The organism is Rheinheimera sp. MM224 (assembly GCF_947090785.1).
Lineage (GTDB): Bacteria > Pseudomonadota > Gammaproteobacteria > Enterobacterales > Alteromonadaceae > Pararheinheimera.
In genome coordinates this window covers 1,124,471-1,143,411 of record NZ_OX352320.1, presented here as the reverse complement: position 1 = coordinate 1,143,411, position 18,941 = coordinate 1,124,471, and the positions used below count along the sequence as shown (strand labels likewise).

The following is an 18,941-nucleotide window of genomic DNA, read 5'->3' as shown; positions in this document are numbered from 1 at the left end:
CATCAACTCAACAACGTCTGAAAATTTAACTTGTGGTTATAGATAGTTTTTGACAACAGAAGGAGCCCCTGATTAAAGTTTATTGGTCTGCTATTGGTACAAAAAGACGTGCCGTTTCATTGTGATTTTAAGTGCCCATATCGGCATAATCCACAAACAATCTGTGCAGATTTAGCCAGGGCACAGCGAGCAGTTTTCACTGCTGCTGTGTTGTTTTTTCAATAGCCACTTTCACTTCGTCCCCAGTGACAACCAACCTCATCTGTCCAACTTCAACATAAAGATTAAAATCATTGGCTGCAAAGTGCTGTAACTTGGCTTCAAGGGTTGAAGGGCCAAGCCACTTCGCACTATGAACCCCAAAATCTGAGTCATTCCTTTCCAATAACAATGTGATCTTGTCATCATTTAACCGATAGAGTTTTAATATATTACGGTCAAAGGTGGCTGAGTTGCGGGTGTCCAGATATTCAAACACCAACTGACTATCAGGTGAAAACACCGGATAACCCATTAACTCAGTCGTTCGTTTTGTTTTGCGATCAATCAGTAAATAACTCCACCATTCCCAGCCTGCTTTAAAGATCACGCAGTACCTTCTAGTGTTATCACAACCCCACAAAGAGAAATCCTGATAACGCTCAGCGTCGTCAGCGGTAAAATCTTCAAACACAATTTCAGTGTTATCCAGATAACGCAATGTCACTTTTCCCTGCTTTTTCTGATAGATATCCGCAAAATAGGTCGCTATTTGTTCAGGCCCCTGCTCTTTTGTGCAGTGCTCATAAGCCTGAAATTGCTCATAAGTAAATTGCACTGGCAAGGAGTAACACAATTGCTGCAGCGTCATATGTCTGACAGGTTCTGCAGCCTGAAGCACAGTACTGCTAATCAATAAGCCAAGCAGGCCTACGTAGGTTATGAGGTGTTGAATTTTCATCATTGTTCGTCCTTTAACTTAAGAAAAAGCAGCCACTAAGGCTGCTGAATTTTATAACCCTTCATATGCTTTAAATACGCCACTAAGTGGTCGATATCCTCTGCGCTCAACTGCGGAAAAGCGGGCATTTTGCTTTTGTATCTGTAACCGGATGCGTTGGGAATAAAGGCTTTTAAGTGCTCATCAGTCCAGTATTCGGTGACGTTTTTTGGCGCGTTTAGCTCAGGACCTAGTTCGCCACCTTGCAGGTTGATGGAATGACAGCTTATGCAGCTTTGTTTAAATAGCAAAAAGCCCTGATAAGCAGCTGAGCTTTGGGCTGCGTTGGTTGGATAGAGTTTGGGGTAACGTTGCTGAAAACTGACCAGTTCTAATTTCACCAGTTGATAAGGCCAGGGTCTGGTTTTTTCTACAGCTTTGCCTTGTTTCCACACCAGATAAAATGGTGCAGGCGATACCATAGCTTTACCCTGGGCGACAGGGGCAAAGTCAAAATCCTTTTTGCCTGTTTCGGCAAACACCAATACCGCCTGGTCGTCCAACAAAAACTCAAGTGGCATACTAGGCGCGTAGCCATCAGAAGCGGTCAGCACCACTTCATCGGCAGACTGGCCCAGCTTATAACCTGCAGCTTTTAACAGTTGCAGTAAAGACACGCCTTCAAAGCTTTTTTCGCTGTTGTACACAGGGTCAAGTAGCTTGATCTGCTGTACTGGTACTTTTTGTTTGATGTCGGCTAGTGTCCAGCTCACCTTCTGATCAGGCAGCTGAATATCCAGACTTTGAGCATAAAGAGCTAAAGATAAAACGCCACAAAGCAAAAACAACACCGATGCCAAAAGTCTGTTCATAGCTGCTCCTGCCTTTTTTATTGATAACGGCCTGCTCTGTCTTTAAAAGATACTGTGCTGGATTGTCCAAATTCAGTTTAGCTCTACTACAGCCACCAGCGCCTCATGATCAGAAGGATACAAGCCGTTGTATCTTCTGTTATCCACCTGATAACTGCCGACCTGCAGGTTTTTACTTACAAAAATAAAATCTATGGTTTGGCTTGGGCTATTGGGTTCGCGGCCAAAACCATTGAAGGTACCGGCGTTTTTTGACAGCTTATCTTTAGCCACTAAAGCACTGTCGTTTAAGCTTTTACTCAGCGCTTTGTAGGGCTCGCTGCTGGGCTCCACATTAAAATCGCCGGTCAGTAGCACTTTGCTCTCTTTGGGTAATTGTTCCACTTCGGCTTTCAGTAACAAGGCGCTTTGCAGCTGAGCTTGCTGGCCCATATGGTCAAAGTGCGTATTCAAAAAGTAAAAACTCTGGCCGGACTTCAGCGCTTTAAACTGAGTTTTAGTAAAAGTGCGGTTCAGGTTTGCATCCCAGCCTTTTGATACTTGTTCTGGTGTTTGTGATAACCATAAGGTTTTGGCCGATAGCAGCTGCAATTTATCTTTGCGATAGAGCACAGCTGTGCTTTCGCCTTTGGTTTTACCATCGTCACGGCCTTCGCCAAACCATTGATACTGCGGCAACATCGCCACTAAATCATGCACCTGAAACAGTTCGGCTTCCTGCAAACCAATCAGATCAGGCTGCTGGGTTTGAATTAAATGCGCCAGCAATAACTTACGCTCTGGCCAGTACTGCGGCGTACCTTTAGCTTCACATAAACCACAACGAATGTTGTAGCTCATTAGTTTGAGTGATTCAGCATGCGCCAATTGAGGGAAAGCCAGCAGGGATAAAATAATCAATAAAATTTTCATGCAGTTAGCCTGTTCAGATCAGAGGAAGAAACCAGACTAGCCTAACAACTTTGCCGAATTATTAATTCAGAAGGCATCACCAAATCAGCCTCTAATTCACCCGATAATAAGATACGGGCAGCAGTGCGGCCTTTTTCGTCGCTATGCTGAGCAATAGTGGTCAGGCTGGGGTAAAAACGTTCGGCTTCTTCAATACCATCAAAACCAGCCACTACTAAATCGTCCGGTATGTTAATCCCCAACTCACGTGCAACCGCCATGGCCGCCAAGGCAATACGGTCACTCATACAAAGCAAAACCTGAGGTCGTGGAAATTGGGTTAAAGCTTCACGGGCGGCCACTAAAGAAAAATGGTGGGTATTCAGTGGAATATGCCAGACCGCATCGGCCGGTAAATCGCGGCCTTGTTCTATGGCTGCCGCTAAATAACCATCTAAACGGCGGCGGGAAATGGCTTGTTCTGTACTGTACAGCTCATGCGGCTGAATACGGCATACTCTGTCGGACTCAATTAAGCGCAACCCCAGCACTGCCACTTTGCCCTGCATTTTAGCAAAGGCATGTTCAGCAATACGGTGCGCTGCGGCGTAGTTATCGACGTTGACCGACACCACATTGTCCAGATTGCAGTCGACTGTGATTAACGGCTTACCGCTTTTGATAATGCGGTTCAGTTGCTCAGGATTACTGGGGGCCCCATACAAAATAAAGGCGTCGGGCACAGCTTCAGCGCTGCTGCTGCTGGTGTTATGGCGGCCAGATAACAACAGCATATCCATGCCGTGTTCCTGCAGCACTTCGGCTACACCTTTAATAAATTGGTTGGCCACAGGGTCGCTGACTGAATATTCCAGCGTGTCCGACAATAACACCGCCACTATGCCGGAGCGGCCAGTGCGCAAACTGCGGGCTGCGGCATTAGGGCCGTCGTAACCCAATTCAGTGCATTGTTGCAAAATACGTTGGCGTAATTCAGGGGAAAGTTGATCTGGTCTGTTGTAGGCATTAGAAACAGTAGCGACTGAAACCCCCAGGTAGGAAGCGACAGTTTTTAAATTCAGTTTTTTTGGTTTTTCAGTTGCCGACACAGCCATAACACCCTGTTTTAGTTCAGGCTTTATCATGCCTGTTCAGTAGCAGAATTGCCAGCGCCCGAAACAGAACCTGAGCCCGGTACTATCAGGCTGACCAAAAGTCCTGCGCCCTGATTTTGCAGGCTTAAACTGCCACCATGGGCTTCGGCTATATCGCGGCATAAAGTTAAACCTATGCCTGAGCCATTCTCCTTGCTGGTATAAAAAGGAACCATGGCATGAGCAAGAGCTTCACTTGTCATACCGCCTCCAGCATCCTGAATACGGATCAGTAACTGATCAGGCAATTCGGTAAAACTCAACTGAATTTGCTCCGGATCAGAGCCGGATTCGTGGGCGTTTTTTAATAGGTTTAATAGCAACTGTGATAACTGCAGCGGGTCGGCCAACCAGACACGGCGAGGTAAATCGCCTTCCAGTTCAAACTCGTACTGGTCCTGTAACTGATTAATCAACCGGGCCCACTGCACTGGCGCCAAAGCTGGGGTAGGTAATTTGGCAAACTGAATATAGGATTGCAAAAACTGATTTAAATGCTGCTGGCGCTCACTAATGGTCTGGAAAATTTGTTGCAACTGTTTGTGCTGCAGTTCTGTCGCCACTAACTGGCCTGAATACGCCAACGAGGACAAAGGCGCCAGTGTATTATTCAGTTCATGCCCTATCACCCGCAGCAGCTTTTTCCAGGCTTTGACTTCTTCGCGGTGAATTTCACGGGTCATAGGTTTTAATAAATACAGCTGATGCGGTTTTTGATTTAGTGAAAAACTACTTACCGACAAATGCCAGATCGACACAGGTTGGCCCAAATGCAGCAAGCCCTGCTGGCCGTTTTGAATAGCCAGGGCCAGTTCAGGTAATTCCGCTATTAACTCTGAAAACAGCAGTCCTTCAAACTTTTGGCCCTGATGCAATAAGACACGGGCTGCAGGGTTGGTCATCAGCACCCGACCTGTTTGGTCTGTTAACACCATAGCGCTTGGGCTGGATTGCAAAACAGTATCGAGCAGCAATTCACGCTGATACAAAGTGGCGCGTTCTTGCCTCAATTGGGCTGACATTTGCTGCAATACTTCAGCTAAAGGTTTTAACTCTCGTAACAGTTGCCGATTGGCATCGACATTAAAACTGCCGTCCTGCAAATTTTGAGCATGTAAATTCAGCGCTTCAATTTCTTGCTGTAAAGGCTTTAACATCACCTGAATAACCAATAGAACCAGCAGATCAAAACCGGTAAACAGCAAGTACCATAGCGGATCCGAATCGAGATACCGTAACAGCAAAAAAGCCGGTACAAGCAAAGCCAGCACCAGCAGATATAAATGCCTGATCAGTCGCATATTAATTTACACCTTTTCAGTGCAGTAAATACGCCACTACTATTCACGTTATGCAGGTTCAATACCGTAGAACTCCATTCTCCGGTATAAAGCCTGACGGCTTATACCCAATTGTTTAGCAGCCCGGGCCACTACTCCCTGAGCTTGTTGCAGCGCTTGTTCAATTTGCTGTTTATCCAAATCATCCAAAGCTTTTTTCGTTGTGCTTTGCTCCTGTGGCAAAGCTAAATCGGCAGCATCAATTTCATCAGCCAAGGTCAGCAATAACGCGCGCTGACATAAATTTTGCAGCTCACGCACATTGCCAGGCCAGTGGTAACTTTGCAGCGCCTGCTCGGCTTTTTTCGTTAAACTCTTTTGCCCTGCTAAAAAATGCCGGGCCAAAGGTACTATGTCATCCACTCTGTCTTTCAGCGATGGCAAATGCAGCTGCACTACGTTGATGCGGTAATACAAATCCTGGCGGAAAATTCCTGCGCTGATGGCTTTGGTTAAATCTGCATTGGTGGCGCTGATAATACGCACATCCACTTTGCGGGTCTGACTGGAACCTAAACGTTCGAATTCGCCGGTTTGTAAAACCCGCAGTAATTTCATCTGGCCTGATAACGACAAGTTGCCTATTTCATCCAGAAACAAAGTACCGCCATCTGCAGCTTCAAAACGGCCAATACGGGTTTTAGTGGCACCGCTGTAGGCTCCTGCTTCAGCACCAAATAACTCAGCTTCCATTAAATCGGCTGGTAAAGCGCCCATATTTACTTTAATTAAAGGCTGCTGTTTACGGCTGGAATTGGCATGCAGCACCTGGGCAATGCCCTCTTTGCCAGCACCATTTTCACCTGTGATCAGTACTGCTGCATTGCTGGGCGCCAGTTGCAATGCCATTTGTAGCAACTGCTCCATGGCTGTGCTGGCAAACACCAGACCACATAAATCTTTGCCGGCAAAAAGGCCCAATCGTTCTTGCTGTTTGCGTTCAGCCTTTAAATTTTGCTCTGTCAGTTGTTTAATTTTGAGCACATTAGCCACAGTGGTCAGCAAACGCTGATCATCCCAAGGCTTGGCGATATAGTCGGTGGCACCGGCTTTGACCAGTTCCACCACCATATCCAGATGAGTCCAGGCCGTTAGCAGCACCACAGGAATCGCCGGGTGATCAGAGCGCAACTGATAAAACAGCTCTTTGCCCTGGGCACCACTCATTTCACCCTGAGCAAAGTTCATATCCTGCAAAATCAGATCTATGGCTTGCTGCTGCAAAATACTTTTAGCCAGAGCCGGATGTTGGGCAATAAACACCTGATAACCCTGCAACTGAAACAGGGTCATCAGGGCGGTGCACACCGCCTCGTTATCGTCGATGACCAGTATTTTTTTCATTTTTTTATAGTACTTACAGAGTCTTAGTTGCTGTGGCCGGAGATATCCGTGTTGCTATTCTGGCAGGATACCATGTGGCTAGCGTGACACAAAGCAGCAGTAATACCAAGGTCAGCAATGGTAACCAAACCGGCACTGCGGGTATGCTAATCACCTTGGCCAGACCTATGTTTAAGCCATAACACACCAGAATGCCAAAGCCTGCGCCTATGGCTGTGGTCAGCCAGCTTTCACTTAATACATCCAATAAAACCCGTGCTTTACTGGCACCCAAAGCCCGTTTAATACCCACTTCTTTTTGCATTTGTAGCGCATGGAAATGAGCATGGCTATAAGCTGAAATCATAGCAACCAGCAACATCAGGCCACTTAAGATAGCCAACAAAGTGGCTAAACCTATTTCAGAGCGGAACACTTCGTCACGGTTTTCATCCATTCGCATTACGGTACCAATATCCATTTCTGGTTCGGCATTTCTGATCACATCTGTGAGTTGCTTACGCACAACTTCAGACTGACCAGCCTCTACACGAACAATCAACTGATAGCCCATTTCTGCTCTTGCCATAGGCACAAAATTGATAGCACCGTAAGCTGAATCTGTAGCATAGCGCTGTGAATAAAAGTCAGACACTACACCAACCACTGTGCCCTGATTAGTCGCTTTCCCCACAGGGTTTTGTTCTAAAAACAGCTGCTTGGCCAGCTTTTCAGTCAGAATAATATTTTGAGTACCTTTATCCAGATCCGTCAGCTCCCTGCCCGTTATTAACTTAGTGCCCAGCACCTGAAAAATCTGGCTGCCAGTATTGTAATAAGGCACTGAATCGACGTTACTGTCGTCCTCCCGGCCGGTTTCAAAAATATTAGAACTCGAACCGCCCTGCCGCAGAGGGATCTGATTGGTGTATTCAGCAGCTTCAACTCCAGGGATCTTTCGCACTGCAGCCAATTGTCTGCTGATCACCTCAGATAAAGCAGGTTCAACCCGCATCGCTGTGCTGGTTGGTTTTACCCTTACCGTCAGAATTTGTTCCAACGCCAGGCCAGTGGGCTGTTCCACCAACTCTTTAGCCGCACTAGCCAGCAGTAATGAGTTCACCACTAGACCTAAAGTAACGGCCAACTGCAGCAGCAATAAAGCTGTGACCACTTTACGGCGCAATAAGGATTTAATAATTAAATGAACTGACATAACGAGCTCCTTATTGTTTTAACTGTTGATTCAGCGGGCTGAATGAGGTTTTTAACGCTGGGTACAAAGTAACCAGATAGCTTATCAGCAGCACAAACAGAGCCATCACTCCTAGCATCTGCCAGTCCCAACTGGCCAAAGCCCTGGTGCCTGGCAATAATGAATTGATGGTCCATAAGCCCAATTGGGCAAACAGCAAGGCTGCGGCAAAAGCTAAAGCAGAACTCAATAACACATCTGCCATAATCTGGCTTTGTAACTGCCAACGACTCGCACCTAAAGCACGACGTAAACTGAACTCGTATTGGTTCGCCATGTAACGATTCAGCGATAAATGACCAGCGTTTACTACACAAACCAACAGAAATAATGAAGCGACTAAAGCAAAAGCATCCAGTTGTTCATTAGTAGCGCGCATAGCTTTTTGTACATCCAGAATATTATCCAGTTTATTACCTTCAGGCCGCTGATGACGGCCAGCTGCTTTTTCATCCGACACCAGATTTTTCAGAAACTGCTGATATTGTTGTACTTTTTCAGGGCTATCTAATTGCACCCAAAACTGCAGCTGATTGGCAAAGTTGTTTCTGGCCATTTGCGGATAAGTGGCCATATTGCCATCCCAGTCCACATCAAAATAAGAATTCTGCGTATTGGATTGAATAGCCAAATCGTAAGCTGTTTCCAGTGGGATATAGATATCTTCAGCAGGTTCAGCGGAGCGGCGGCCATTGACGTCATACAAACGTGGCAACATGGCCCAATCGTCCAGCACGCCAATGACTTTATACAGCTTGTCATCAATCAGCATGTCCTGCCCTACCACATCAGTGCGGCTAAAAAACTTAATGGCGGTATTTTTGCTAATCACCACTTCCATTCTGGCTTTATTGTCAGGCCAGGTTTCGCCATGTAAAAAAGGCACATTAAACAAAGTAAAAAAGTCGCGTTGGGTAATACGCAGTTCCACCTGGCTAGGCGTAGCCTGCTGATTTTCCACCGTTTTAGCATAAGCGTCGCTGGAAAACATAGCGGCTTCAGCTGAGGTAATACCGCTGCCACTCATTTTTTGTATATCCATGTAACTCATCACAGGAGGTGGATTAAAACAGTCGGTGCAATCCCCTGGTACTGAGTTAATACGCGCCATAAACAGCGTCTGGCTTTTTTCCGGCAGAGGGTCGCGGTTCATCCAGTAATACAAAGTAGCATTACTGAAAAAAGTACCTAAACCTAAACTTAAAATCAGCAGGGTTAAGGCATAAGGCAAAGGCGCTCTTTTAATGCTGTGCCAGCTCAGCTTCAGATTATGTATCAAGGCTTCCATGTTAAGCTCCCGCTGCGACTAAAGGTTCATACATAGTCGCGTCATTCAACTGACCGTCGACAATCTGAATATGACGGTTAGCGCGACGAGCCTGATCCGGGTCGTGTGTTACCATCAAAATGGTGCAGCCTTGCTGGTTAATTTTTTCCAGCAATTCCATCACCTGACGCGCCATTAACGAATCCAGGTTACCTGTAGGTTCATCCGCCAGTAGAATGCGTGGCTCACCAGCAATAGCTCGGGCTATGGCGACCCGTTGTTGCTGACCACCAGAAAGCTGACTTGGGTGATAATCACGACGCGCAGCTAAACCTACGGTTTCTAATGCATGTTCAACCCGGCGTTTACGTTCTGCTGAACTAAAACCACGATAACGTAGCGGCAACTCTATATTGTCAAACAAACTGAAATCTTTAATCAGGTTAAAGCCCTGAAAAATAAAACCTATTTTTTCATTTCGAAGCGCTGATAATTCACGGTCAGATAACCCCTTAACTGAACGGCCATCCAGTAAATAATCGCCCTGGTCAAAACTTTCCAAAGTGCCAAGCACATTGAGTAAGGTCGATTTACCAGAGCCTGACGGGCCAGTTAAAGCGGCAAATTCACCTTCATTCACCTGCAGATTAATTTGTCGCAGGGCATGAGTTTCAATTAAGTCGGTTCGGAAAATTTTGCTTAAGTTATTAATTTTAATCATGGTTTGCTCCTGTAGGGCCCAAGCCCTCAATTCCTGTGAAAGCCTTAGTTCAACTGAACCCGGTCTTGTTGTTTAAATTCATCCAGATTAGAGATAACCCACTGGTCTCCCTCTTTGGCACCTTGTAAAATTTCGACGTACTGCACGGACGATGCACCTAACACCACTGAGGTTTTCACCGCCAGATTATTCGTCACCTGATAGGCAATACGGCTGGCACCTGAGCCGACAAAGTCGCCACGTTTGATGCGAAGTACGTTGTCTTTTTGCTCAATAATGACGCGGGCAGATAAACGCTGGTTCTGACGTAAGCTGGTGCTATCGTTCTGAGAAAAACGCACACGGGCTGTGACTAAGTTGTCTTTGACTTCAGGCGCTATATGGCTCAGCTCGCCTTTCAGTTGCTGATTGCCCAAATTCACTTCAACTAACATACCTACAGCTAAATCACGGATATAACTTTCCTGCACCGACAACTCAGCTTCGTAGCGGCTTAAGTCGATGACTGTTAACAAACCTGTGCCAGCCAATACATGGCTTTGCTGTTCTACCAGCCAGTTACCTACTTGCCCTGTCACAGGTGCTTTAATTTGTAGTGCCGCCAGCTTTCTATCCAGTTCAGACACAACCAAAGCCTGACGAGCTAAGGCGGACTGACCAGACTTTTTTTCGAAATTAAGCTTATCCGAAGCCAAGGCGACTTTACGTTTGGCATGGTCAAATTCCAGCTCAGCCTGCAATAACTTGTCTTTGGCAACATCGTAATCCAGTTGACGAATCACACCCACTTTGATGGATTGCTCAGCGCGGGCCAGCTCACGTTTGGCGGCCACTAAGTTCACCTGAGCCGTGTTTTGCACCTGCTCCATATCCAGCTTCAGTTCACGTGCTAATAAAGCTGTACGCTCAAAGTCAGATTCCATACTGGCGAGTAAAGCGCGTTGTTGCTCCAGCTCGTTATCCAGAGCCGGGCTTGATACCACAGCCAATAAATCGCCCAGTTGCACTGCTTCACCAGGTTGCTTCAGATACTGTACCTGACCCGCTTCCTGACTAAATAAAGTAGGCGCATTGGCCGCTACCACTCTGCCCTGCACCGATAAGTCGCGGGTAAAACTGCCGCGTTCCACTATAGCCAGCTGCACCTGATCTTTTGGCAACACCAAAGATGCCTGAGCCGAGCTGGCAGCCAGCAGGCTATAACTGATATAACAGATACCAGCCATAAACAAAGTGGCGAGCGCTGGACGACGCCACTGTCTGGTTTTGTTCTGTTGGATTTGAATATCCTGATTTTCTGTACCCTGGATCATTGTTGTTCTCCATCATCTGATTAACCAGATATAGCAGGGAACGTGCCATCACAAAAAACATGCATAAGCTATTGTTTTATAATGAAACAATGGAAATCCAATGACTAATTAAAACTGTCCGCGGACATAAAAAGTGTCCGCAAACATCAGCCGGACAGCGGACATCCGGAAACGAAGGAGTAAAAATGCATTATTTATTGCAGTATCAAACATCAGCAGATTATCTGGAAAAGCGGGTGTTATTTCGTGCCGAACATTTGCAGTTGGCCTGGTTGGCCGCAGAACGAGGTGAGTTGGTATTAGGCGGAGCAGTTGGCGAGCCCATAGAAAGCGCGATGCTGCTGTTTAACGTTGCAGATCCGGCGCTGGTTCAAGCCTTTGCCGAATCGGATCCCTACGTGATCAACGGCTTAGTCAGCAGCTACCGTATCCTGCCATGGCATACGGTAGTGGGTGAACAAGCCGCAACACCTATAAGGGTCTGAGCCATCGGCTCTGACCCCACGATCTGACCTCAAAACCTAAAACCGCTTCCATACCAACTCTCAACACTATGGGTTTAATAGTAGACATGAGCCGAATATGTGGGTCAGAGCCAAAGCTCTGACCCAGGCTTTATTTCTTCTGCCATTGACCGTTCAGTTGAATAAACTGTCCGGCTTCGGTTTTTTCTATGGCTTTTTGGCCTGCAATAGCTTCGACATCAGATAACTGAATGCCGTTTTTAGCGGCCAGTTTCTGGTATTCAGCTTTGCGGGCTTTGTTAATTAAGTCGGCAATTTCTTTGGCTTGCGCTGATGATCCCACCACGCCTAAATAACCATTAGGCTGTTCACCGACCAAACCCTGAGTTTTTGCAGAACTTAAGGCCGACATGGCTTGTTGTAAATCCATCGCCAGCACAGGCAAACTCATAGCAAACAAAGCGGATAGCAGTAATTTATGTACAGTTTTCATTTTGACGGCTCCTTAGAATAAACCACTGGAATCGCTGATTAATTCGTCCAGTTCTTTGTCCACTTTAATTAAAATTTCATGCTGAATTTTGACATTCAAATTGATATTAATCGGCTCATTGGGCATAGCCACCTGTACTGTTGGGGTACAGGCTGCAGTGACTAAGATGGCCAAACAAAGGCTTAGGGCTTTGTTCATGCGGCACCTCGCTGTGCCGTACCCTGGCTGGCTGCCTGCGGCTGTGAAAATTGTCTATCCTGCCAATTATGCATTGTTACTCCTTGCGGGCGTCTTTGGCTTTTTGGGCTGCCAGACGCTGTTGAACCCGTTTTTTCACTAACTCGCTGACCTGACCACTTAACTGTAGGCTGGTGATCATTGCCGGTAAATTCTCTTCTAAATTAATACTGAAATTGACAGCCCGGCCTTTTTCAAAATCCGGGTTATTGCCTTCCAGTTTCAGTGCCAGTAACAACTGACCTTCTTTGCTGTAACTGACTCCAGCCGACAGCACTGAAAAATGAAAATTCTGCAGCGCCTGCATCACAATCTTCATGCCTTGATTTGATGCGGCCATAGCCTGAGCTTTCTCAGACTGATAGGCAATTTGTCCACCAGGTTCCAAAGCCGCTACAGAGCCTTGGGCGACCGTCAGCTTGCCTTGTTCTATGCTCAGAGGCAAAGTACCGGATATAGTTCCTTGTCCTGTCATATCGGCGCTGGGGTGCTGCTTCAGCAGCTCTGCCAACTGTAATTTATCCAGTTGCAGCAGCACTTTAGCATCTTTACTTAAATCGATCTGCTGCTGGGCGCCTCTGACCTGTCCGCCAAATAAAGCCAGTTGCAGCTGCTTCAGGTCTAACTTACCTTTGAACCAATCCGGCGCTTTTGTTTTGTACACTGCATTCAACTCTACAGGCCCCATCACCAGACCATGGTTAATCTGTTGCAGCTTTAGATCCCCAGTCTGAACTGTCCAGGCCGCACCTTCGCTGAACAACTGCAGTTTGGTGGTTAAACCCGTAAATACAGTTCTGTCGTAAATACCGCTTAAATCCCGAAGCACCAGTTCTGTTTGCTGTTTGGTCAGCGCCATGCTGCCAAGATCAAACTCCAGTTGACCTTTGCCTGACGCTTTGCCTTTTTGCAACGTCAGCAGTTCTGGCCAAAAAGGCCCAATTTGTAGCGGGTTACCGGCCAGAAAAAACAGCTCTGGCAAGGTCCAACTGGCACTGACTTTTTGCTCTGCCATCTGCACTTTATGCTCAAGCGACAAGGATAAACTGTTCGCTAACCGTCCTTCGATTTGTGCTTGTTGCTGTTGATACAAAACAGTGCCGGCCCAGTTCCAGTCCAGCGTTTTGAGCAAAGGATGCTGCAGCTGCTTCACTTCAAATTTCAGATCGCTTTTCAGCTGTGTATTTGCCAGTAACGCCGGGTCTAATTCCAGCTGCAAGGATTTTGCATTCAGCACCAGCTGCTGTACCTGCAAATCAGGTTGCTGATAACTGGTGGTCAGTTGCAAAGGTTCGGTGGCTTCAAATTGCAGCAGGTTGTTTTGCCAGACGGCGCGACCGCTTAGCTTTAGCATCAAGTCAGAGAGCTGATACTGCTGCCAATTGAGCTTTCTGCTTGCAAGGCTCAGTTCAAACTCTGGGATGTGCAGTTGTTCGGCTGTTGGTGTGATCAAGGCTTTGAGCGCCAGCTTTGCATCGCCGACACCTTCAATAAAGACGGCTTGTTGATTCGCCAGTTGCAGCTGTATTTGCTGGCTTTGTTCGCTGTAGGTTAAAGCGCCAGTCAGCAGGCAGTCGGTATTTTCAGTGCTGTTGCTGAGCTTAGTATTCAAACGGGCACAAGGCAGCGAAACTTCTATCTGTTCAAAGGACAACACCTTCGGCAACCAGAGTGGTAATGTGGGTACTGAAGGCGTAGTTTCTTGTTCTGTTTCAGCAGATGCTGCCAGCTGTAAATCCAATTGGGCTTTTAGGGATTTAGCTTTTACCAAATCCAAAGGCCAGGGCCAGCCAGTCCAGCCGAGCTCTAATTGTTCCAGTTGCACCTGCTGATGACCAGAAAACGGCAATTGTAAGGACAACTGTTCAACGCGCGCCGAGCCCCATGACAATTCAAGTCCTTGCCACTTTGGACTCAATTGAGTCCACCAAAATTGCAACTGAATAAAAGCAAATACGCTGCCTGCCAGCAGTAATAACAGCAGGTTCCATTTTAACCAGGATGTCGATTTTTTCGTGCCAGAAACAGGCTTAGTCACTTCGTATCCTCTTTGCTTGTCAGAACTTTAGGTCAGGCAAACTGAATTATGAATGAATTCAAGTCCCTAGTCTGGCGCTAAACAGTGCCGGAAACCAGTGTTATTGAACCGCTTCAGGCCGCATTGTATCGTTTTGTTACATAGTTGTATCTTTGTAAGCCAAAAGAAACGTGCTTTAATCGGACCATCAACAAGGAGGAACCTATGAACAAATCTAAACTGGCAATAGCCATAGCTTTTGCCGTGACTTTAGCCGCTTGTGGCACTCAGACTCATTCAAACTTACCCGCTGGTGTGAAATTAATTGACCAGTCAAAACCCCAGCAAGGCATTCATATCCCCTATAAAAAGTATCAGTTAGACAATGGCTTAACTGTGATTGTTCATGAAGACAACTCAGACCCACTGGTGCATGTTGATGTCACTTATCACGTCGGTTCAGCCCGCGAAGAATTAGGTAAATCAGGTTTTGCTCACTTCTTTGAACACATGATGTTTCAGGGTTCTGAAAACGTTGGTGACGAACAACACTTCAAAATTATTACGGAAGCTGGCGGTACTTTAAACGGCACCACCAACTCAGACCGCACCAACTACTTCGAAACAGTGCCGGTGAATCAGGTTGAAAAAATGCTCTGGTTAGAAGCTGACCGCATGGGCTTTTTACTGGACGCTGTAACAGAGAAGAAGTTTGAAGTTCAGCGCGAAACTGTGAAAAACGAACGGGGTCAGCGGGTGGATAACCAACCGTACGGCCGCTTAAATGAACGTGTATCTCAGGCTTTGTATCCGGACGGCCACCCGTATTCCTGGCCTGTTATTGGTTATATGGACGATTTAAACCGCGCTAACGTCAATGACGTAAAAGCCTTTTTCCTGCGCTGGTATGGCCCAAATAACGCCACTTTAACAGTAGGTGGAGCTGTCAAAGCCGAAGATATTCTGCCTCTGGTGCAAAAGTATTTTGGCTCCATTCCTCGTGGTCCTGAAGTGACGGATGCAACCAAGTCTTTCGTAAAACTGCCGGAAACCCGTTACATTTCGATGGAAGACAATGTGCATTTGCCACTGGTCTACATCACCTATCCAACAGTCTACGCCACCCATAAAGACGAAGCCGCATTGGATATTTTGTCGGAAATCTTAGGTGGCGGTAACAACTCCCTGCTGTATAAAAATCTGGTGAAAAACCAGCTGGCTGTGCAAGCCGCTGTATCGCACCCATGCCGTGAGCTGGCTTGTGAGTTCTCTTTATATGCCCTGCCTCATCCGGCTTCTGGCAAAACTCTGGCCGATATCGAACAAGTAATCCGTGCCAGCCTGACCGAATTTGAACAACGTGGCGTGACAGACGACGATTTACTGAAAGTAAAAGCCAAGATGGAAGCCAACAGCATTTTTGGCCTGCAAAGTGTGTCCGGCAAAGTCAGTCAGTTGGCTGCCAGCCAGACCTTCCAGGGCAAACCAGACACTATTGCTGATGATATAGCCCGTTATAACGCAGTGACCAAAGAGGATGTAATGCGGGTGTACAACACCTACATTAAAAATCAAAACTCTGTGGTGATGAGTGTGGTGCCAAAAGGCCAGAAACAACTGATTGCCAAAGCAGACAATTTCACGCCGGTAAAACACGACTTTGGTGGCCCATCAAAAACCAAAGCTGAAGATTTACAAGTACGTAAAGCAACAGATAACTTTGACCGCAGCAAACAACCTATGGCCGGTATGAACCCTGCTGTTGAATTGCCAGCCACCTGGACTATGGATTTAGGTAATGGCATTCAGGTGTTAGGTAGCCAAAGTACAGAAACACCTACAACTTCGTTATTGCTGAAAATCCCTGTAGGCAGCTATTACGAAACGGCTGACAAAGCTGGCGTATCCGCCTTACTGGCTGCGATTCTGAATGAAAGTACTCAGAACTACAGTACAGAGCAAATGAGTCTGGAGCTGGAAAAACTGGGCAGCACCATCAGCATCAGTTCAGGCGACAGCTACATTGATGTCTTTGTATCCAGCTTAAGCAAAAACCTGCCACAAACCTTAAAGCTGCTGGAAGAAAAGTTACGCAGCCCAGGCTTTAAAGCAGAAGACTTCAGTCGCCTGCAACAACAGACTCTGCAAGGTATTCAGCACAGCGCAACGAACCCGGCTTATATAGCGGCAACGGCGTACAACAAAATGATGTTTGATGGCAGCATTGCCGCTTTACCTAACGAAGGCACGTTGGACTCGGTCAGCAAACTGACGTTGGATGATGTGAAAAACTGGTATCAGACTTACTTTAAACCAGCAGGTGGTCAGCTGATCGTGGTGTCCGATTTAGCCCAGGACAAAGTCGCAGCAGAGCTGAAATCTCAGTTGGCTGACTGGCAAGGCAAAGGCCCGACTGTTCAGGTCAATACAGGTAGCATGAAAGCCAAGCCTGGCACTATTTATCTGCTGGATAAACCTGATGCACCACAATCTGAGATCCGCATTGGTAAGCGTTCACTGACCCAGGACATTACCGGTGAGTTTTATCAGGCAAGCTTAATGAACTTCGTATTAGGTGGCACTTTTAACAGTCGTATTAACCTGAATCTGCGTGAAGACAAAGGCTACACCTACGGCGCTCGCGCCAGCTTTATCGCTGACAAGTTTGCAGGTACTTACACTGCATCTGCGGCAGTGCGTGCTGATGCAACAGCCGACTCCATCCGCCAGTTTATCAATGAACTGGATGCCTTCCAGCAAAAAGGTATTGCAGATGATGAGCTGTCCTTTATGCGTCAGGCTATTAATCAGTCAGATGCATTGAAATACGAAACGCCAAATGCCAAGTTAGGTTTTATGGCGCAAATTCTGGAATTTAATTTAACGCCGGATTTTGTACGTGAACGTAATCAGATTGTATCTGGCATCAGTAAAGAGCAAATTAACGCGCTGGCCGCTAAACACTTAAACACCAAAGAAATGACAATTCTGGTGGTTGGCGATGCAAAAAGCTTAATGCCTGAACTGGAAAAACTGGGTTATCCGGTGGAAAAAATCAGCCTGTAATGCAATAGTTCTCAGCTTATCTTTGTAAAGCCACCTTCGGGTGGCTTTGTTTTTTGTCCCAACAAGAGTGGTCTGCCCTCACTTCACTCTGGTCCTTAACATTTTTGTTATTTGGTTACAAATTTACCTCATTTAACCATAGGTGAAAGCGCTTTTGCTCGCTACACTAGAGCTGCCGATTTTTTGCGCCTTTTTTGCTGTTTAAAACAAAGGTAAACAATGGAATTAGAGAAACTGCTTGATGCCAGATGGGAAGCAACAGCTTCTTTTTCTTAAATTTTTATTAATTTATGACTAATCGTCACAATTTATAAAGAAACGTGGCACACTAGCCTGCCCGCTGAATGTGAGTAAGTAATGTGTAAGATCAGAAGAGTTAATCTGATAGTTGCACTCACAATGGATCTAATCCGAAAGTGCAGTGAAGTCGTATTGCCAAAGCTGAAACTTTTGGGTCCTTATTAACTTTTTAATCTGGTTACTGTTATGAAAAGATTTAAATCCATATTGTTTGCCGTACTTGGCCTGATCTGTGTGTTTATGGTGCTTGCAGGGGTCAAAGGTGGCCAGATTGCAGCCATGATCGCATCAGGCGAAACTTTTGTGCCTCCACCAGAATATGTCAGTACTTTTAGTGTTGAACAACAAAGCTGGCCTAATACTTACAATGCTATAGGCACAGTGCTGGCAGATGAAGGTATTGTTGTTGCAGCTGAAGTACCAGGCCGGGTGAAAAAAATCAGCTTCAGCAATGGTCAGCAAGTGACGGCGGGCACAGTGCTGATTGAGCAGGACGTGACCAACGAACAAGCTCAGTTGCGCTCAGCCGAAGCCAGCCTGAAACTGGCAAAAACCAGTTACGACCGGTTAGTGCAGTTACGCCGCACTAACATTGCCACTCAAAGTGAATTAGACAACGCCAAACAACAACTCGACAGCGCCTCTGCTCAGGTAGACAACTTAAAGGCTACTTTACAGAAAAAAGTCATTCGCGCCCCTTTTGATGGTCGTATTGGTATTCGTCAGGTCGACTTAGGTACCGATTTGCAGGCAGGTACTGCCATAGTGTCACTGCAAGCCACCAACAAAGTACGGGTGAATTTCCCTGTACCGCAAAACTGGCTGACTCAAATCACTAAAGGTTTACCTGTTGAGGTGTCAGTCGGTGATGGCGCCGTGATCGTCAAAGGTGAAATCAGTGCTATTGGTGCTGAAATTAATACCAGCACCCGTAATGTGATAGTGCAGTCTATTTTAGATAACAGCACTGACGTGTTAATCCCTGGTATGGCGGTATCAACTACTGTGACTTTAACAGAGCCACATCAATTGCTCGTGGTACCAAGCACAGCCGTTATTTACGCTCCTTTTGGTGACACTGTATTTGTGGTGGAAAAAGATGACAAAGGCGGCTTAAAAGCCCGCCAGCAATTTGTCCGCTTAGGCAAAGCCCGTGGTGATTTTGTTGAAGTGATTGATGGCTTAAAAGCCGGTGATCAAGTGGTGAGCGCAGGTGCATTTAAGCTGTTTAACGGCCAGGCTGTGGTGCTGAGCAAAACTCAGCCACCAGAATTTAAAGCTGCGCCAACACCAGCTGATACCTGATTTG

At 46.5% G+C, this 18,941-nt stretch carries 16 protein-coding genes; 3 read left to right on the top strand and 13 right to left on the bottom strand.

What is annotated here, in order from left to right; translation table 11 throughout:
- Window positions 1-196: 196 nt before the first annotated feature.
- The 10 genes from OM978_RS05335 to OM978_RS05290 all read right to left on the bottom strand — a co-directional run bounded on the left by OM978_RS05335 (window position 197) and on the right by OM978_RS05290 (window position 11,055).
- Entirely contained in the window at window positions 197-943 is a 747-nt protein-coding gene (locus OM978_RS05335; RefSeq protein WP_264345859.1) for a hypothetical protein, read from the bottom strand.
- A gap of 32 nt (window positions 944-975) precedes the next feature.
- Window positions 976-1,791 (bottom strand): c-type cytochrome, encoded by an 816-nt coding sequence (locus OM978_RS05330; RefSeq protein WP_264345858.1) that lies wholly within the window; start codon window positions 1,789-1,791, stop codon window positions 976-978.
- A 72-nt stretch (window positions 1,792-1,863) separates the two neighbouring features.
- Window positions 1,864-2,703: an endonuclease/exonuclease/phosphatase family protein gene (locus OM978_RS05325; RefSeq protein ID WP_264345857.1), complete on the bottom strand. Its 840-nt coding sequence runs from the start codon at window positions 2,701-2,703 to the stop codon at window positions 1,864-1,866.
- 41 nt (window positions 2,704-2,744) lie between these two features.
- Window positions 2,745-3,797: a LacI family DNA-binding transcriptional regulator gene (locus OM978_RS05320; protein WP_264346919.1), complete on the bottom strand. Its 1,053-nt coding sequence runs from the start codon at window positions 3,795-3,797 to the stop codon at window positions 2,745-2,747.
- A gap of 26 nt (window positions 3,798-3,823) precedes the next feature.
- Window positions 3,824-5,137 (bottom strand): sensor histidine kinase, encoded by a 1,314-nt coding sequence (locus OM978_RS05315; RefSeq protein ID WP_264345856.1) that lies wholly within the window; start codon window positions 5,135-5,137, stop codon window positions 3,824-3,826.
- 48 nt (window positions 5,138-5,185) lie between these two features.
- Entirely contained in the window at window positions 5,186-6,520 is a 1,335-nt protein-coding gene (locus OM978_RS05310) for a sigma-54-dependent transcriptional regulator (RefSeq protein ID WP_264345855.1), read from the bottom strand.
- A 13-nt stretch (window positions 6,521-6,533) separates the two neighbouring features.
- Complete coding sequence (locus OM978_RS05305) at window positions 6,534-7,715, bottom strand: ABC transporter permease (protein ID WP_264345854.1); 1,182 nt, start codon at window positions 7,713-7,715, stop codon at window positions 6,534-6,536.
- Window positions 7,716-7,725: 10 nt separating this feature from the next.
- Complete coding sequence (locus OM978_RS05300; protein WP_264345853.1) at window positions 7,726-9,042, bottom strand: ABC transporter permease; 1,317 nt, start codon at window positions 9,040-9,042, stop codon at window positions 7,726-7,728.
- A 1-nt stretch (window position 9,043) separates the two neighbouring features.
- Entirely contained in the window at window positions 9,044-9,742 is a 699-nt protein-coding gene (locus OM978_RS05295; protein ID WP_264345852.1) for an ABC transporter ATP-binding protein, read from the bottom strand.
- A gap of 44 nt (window positions 9,743-9,786) precedes the next feature.
- Window positions 9,787-11,055: an efflux RND transporter periplasmic adaptor subunit gene (locus OM978_RS05290; RefSeq protein ID WP_264345851.1), complete on the bottom strand. Its 1,269-nt coding sequence runs from the start codon at window positions 11,053-11,055 to the stop codon at window positions 9,787-9,789.
- 185 nt (window positions 11,056-11,240) lie between these two features.
- On the opposite strand from OM978_RS05290, the gene OM978_RS05285 reads away from it, so the two are divergent.
- The gene (locus OM978_RS05285; protein ID WP_264345850.1) at window positions 11,241-11,540 is read left to right on the top strand and encodes a YciI-like protein; all 300 of its coding nucleotides are present in this window, start codon (window positions 11,241-11,243) and stop codon (window positions 11,538-11,540) included.
- Window positions 11,541-11,670: 130 nt separating this feature from the next.
- Here OM978_RS05285 and OM978_RS05280 read toward each other — a convergent pair whose 3' ends face one another.
- The 3 genes from OM978_RS05280 to OM978_RS05270 form a co-directional block, all read right to left on the bottom strand.
- The gene (locus OM978_RS05280; RefSeq protein ID WP_264345849.1) at window positions 11,671-12,012 is read right to left on the bottom strand and encodes a YdbL family protein; all 342 of its coding nucleotides are present in this window, start codon (window positions 12,010-12,012) and stop codon (window positions 11,671-11,673) included.
- A 12-nt stretch (window positions 12,013-12,024) separates the two neighbouring features.
- Window positions 12,025-12,210 (bottom strand): YnbE family lipoprotein, encoded by a 186-nt coding sequence (locus OM978_RS05275; RefSeq protein ID WP_233010389.1) that lies wholly within the window; start codon window positions 12,208-12,210, stop codon window positions 12,025-12,027.
- A gap of 76 nt (window positions 12,211-12,286) precedes the next feature.
- Complete coding sequence (locus OM978_RS05270; protein ID WP_264345848.1) at window positions 12,287-14,287, bottom strand: YdbH domain-containing protein; 2,001 nt, start codon at window positions 14,285-14,287, stop codon at window positions 12,287-12,289.
- A gap of 204 nt (window positions 14,288-14,491) precedes the next feature.
- Here OM978_RS05270 and OM978_RS05265 point away from each other — a divergent pair, with 204 nt between their 5' ends.
- Complete coding sequence (locus tag OM978_RS05265; protein ID WP_264345847.1) at window positions 14,492-17,332, top strand: M16 family metallopeptidase; 2,841 nt, start codon at window positions 14,492-14,494, stop codon at window positions 17,330-17,332.
- Window positions 17,333-17,818: 486 nt separating this feature from the next.
- Window positions 17,819-18,937, top strand: a complete 1,119-nt coding sequence (locus OM978_RS05260) for an efflux RND transporter periplasmic adaptor subunit (RefSeq protein ID WP_264345846.1) — start codon at window positions 17,819-17,821, stop codon at window positions 18,935-18,937.
- Window positions 18,938-18,941 lie beyond the last annotated feature (4 nt).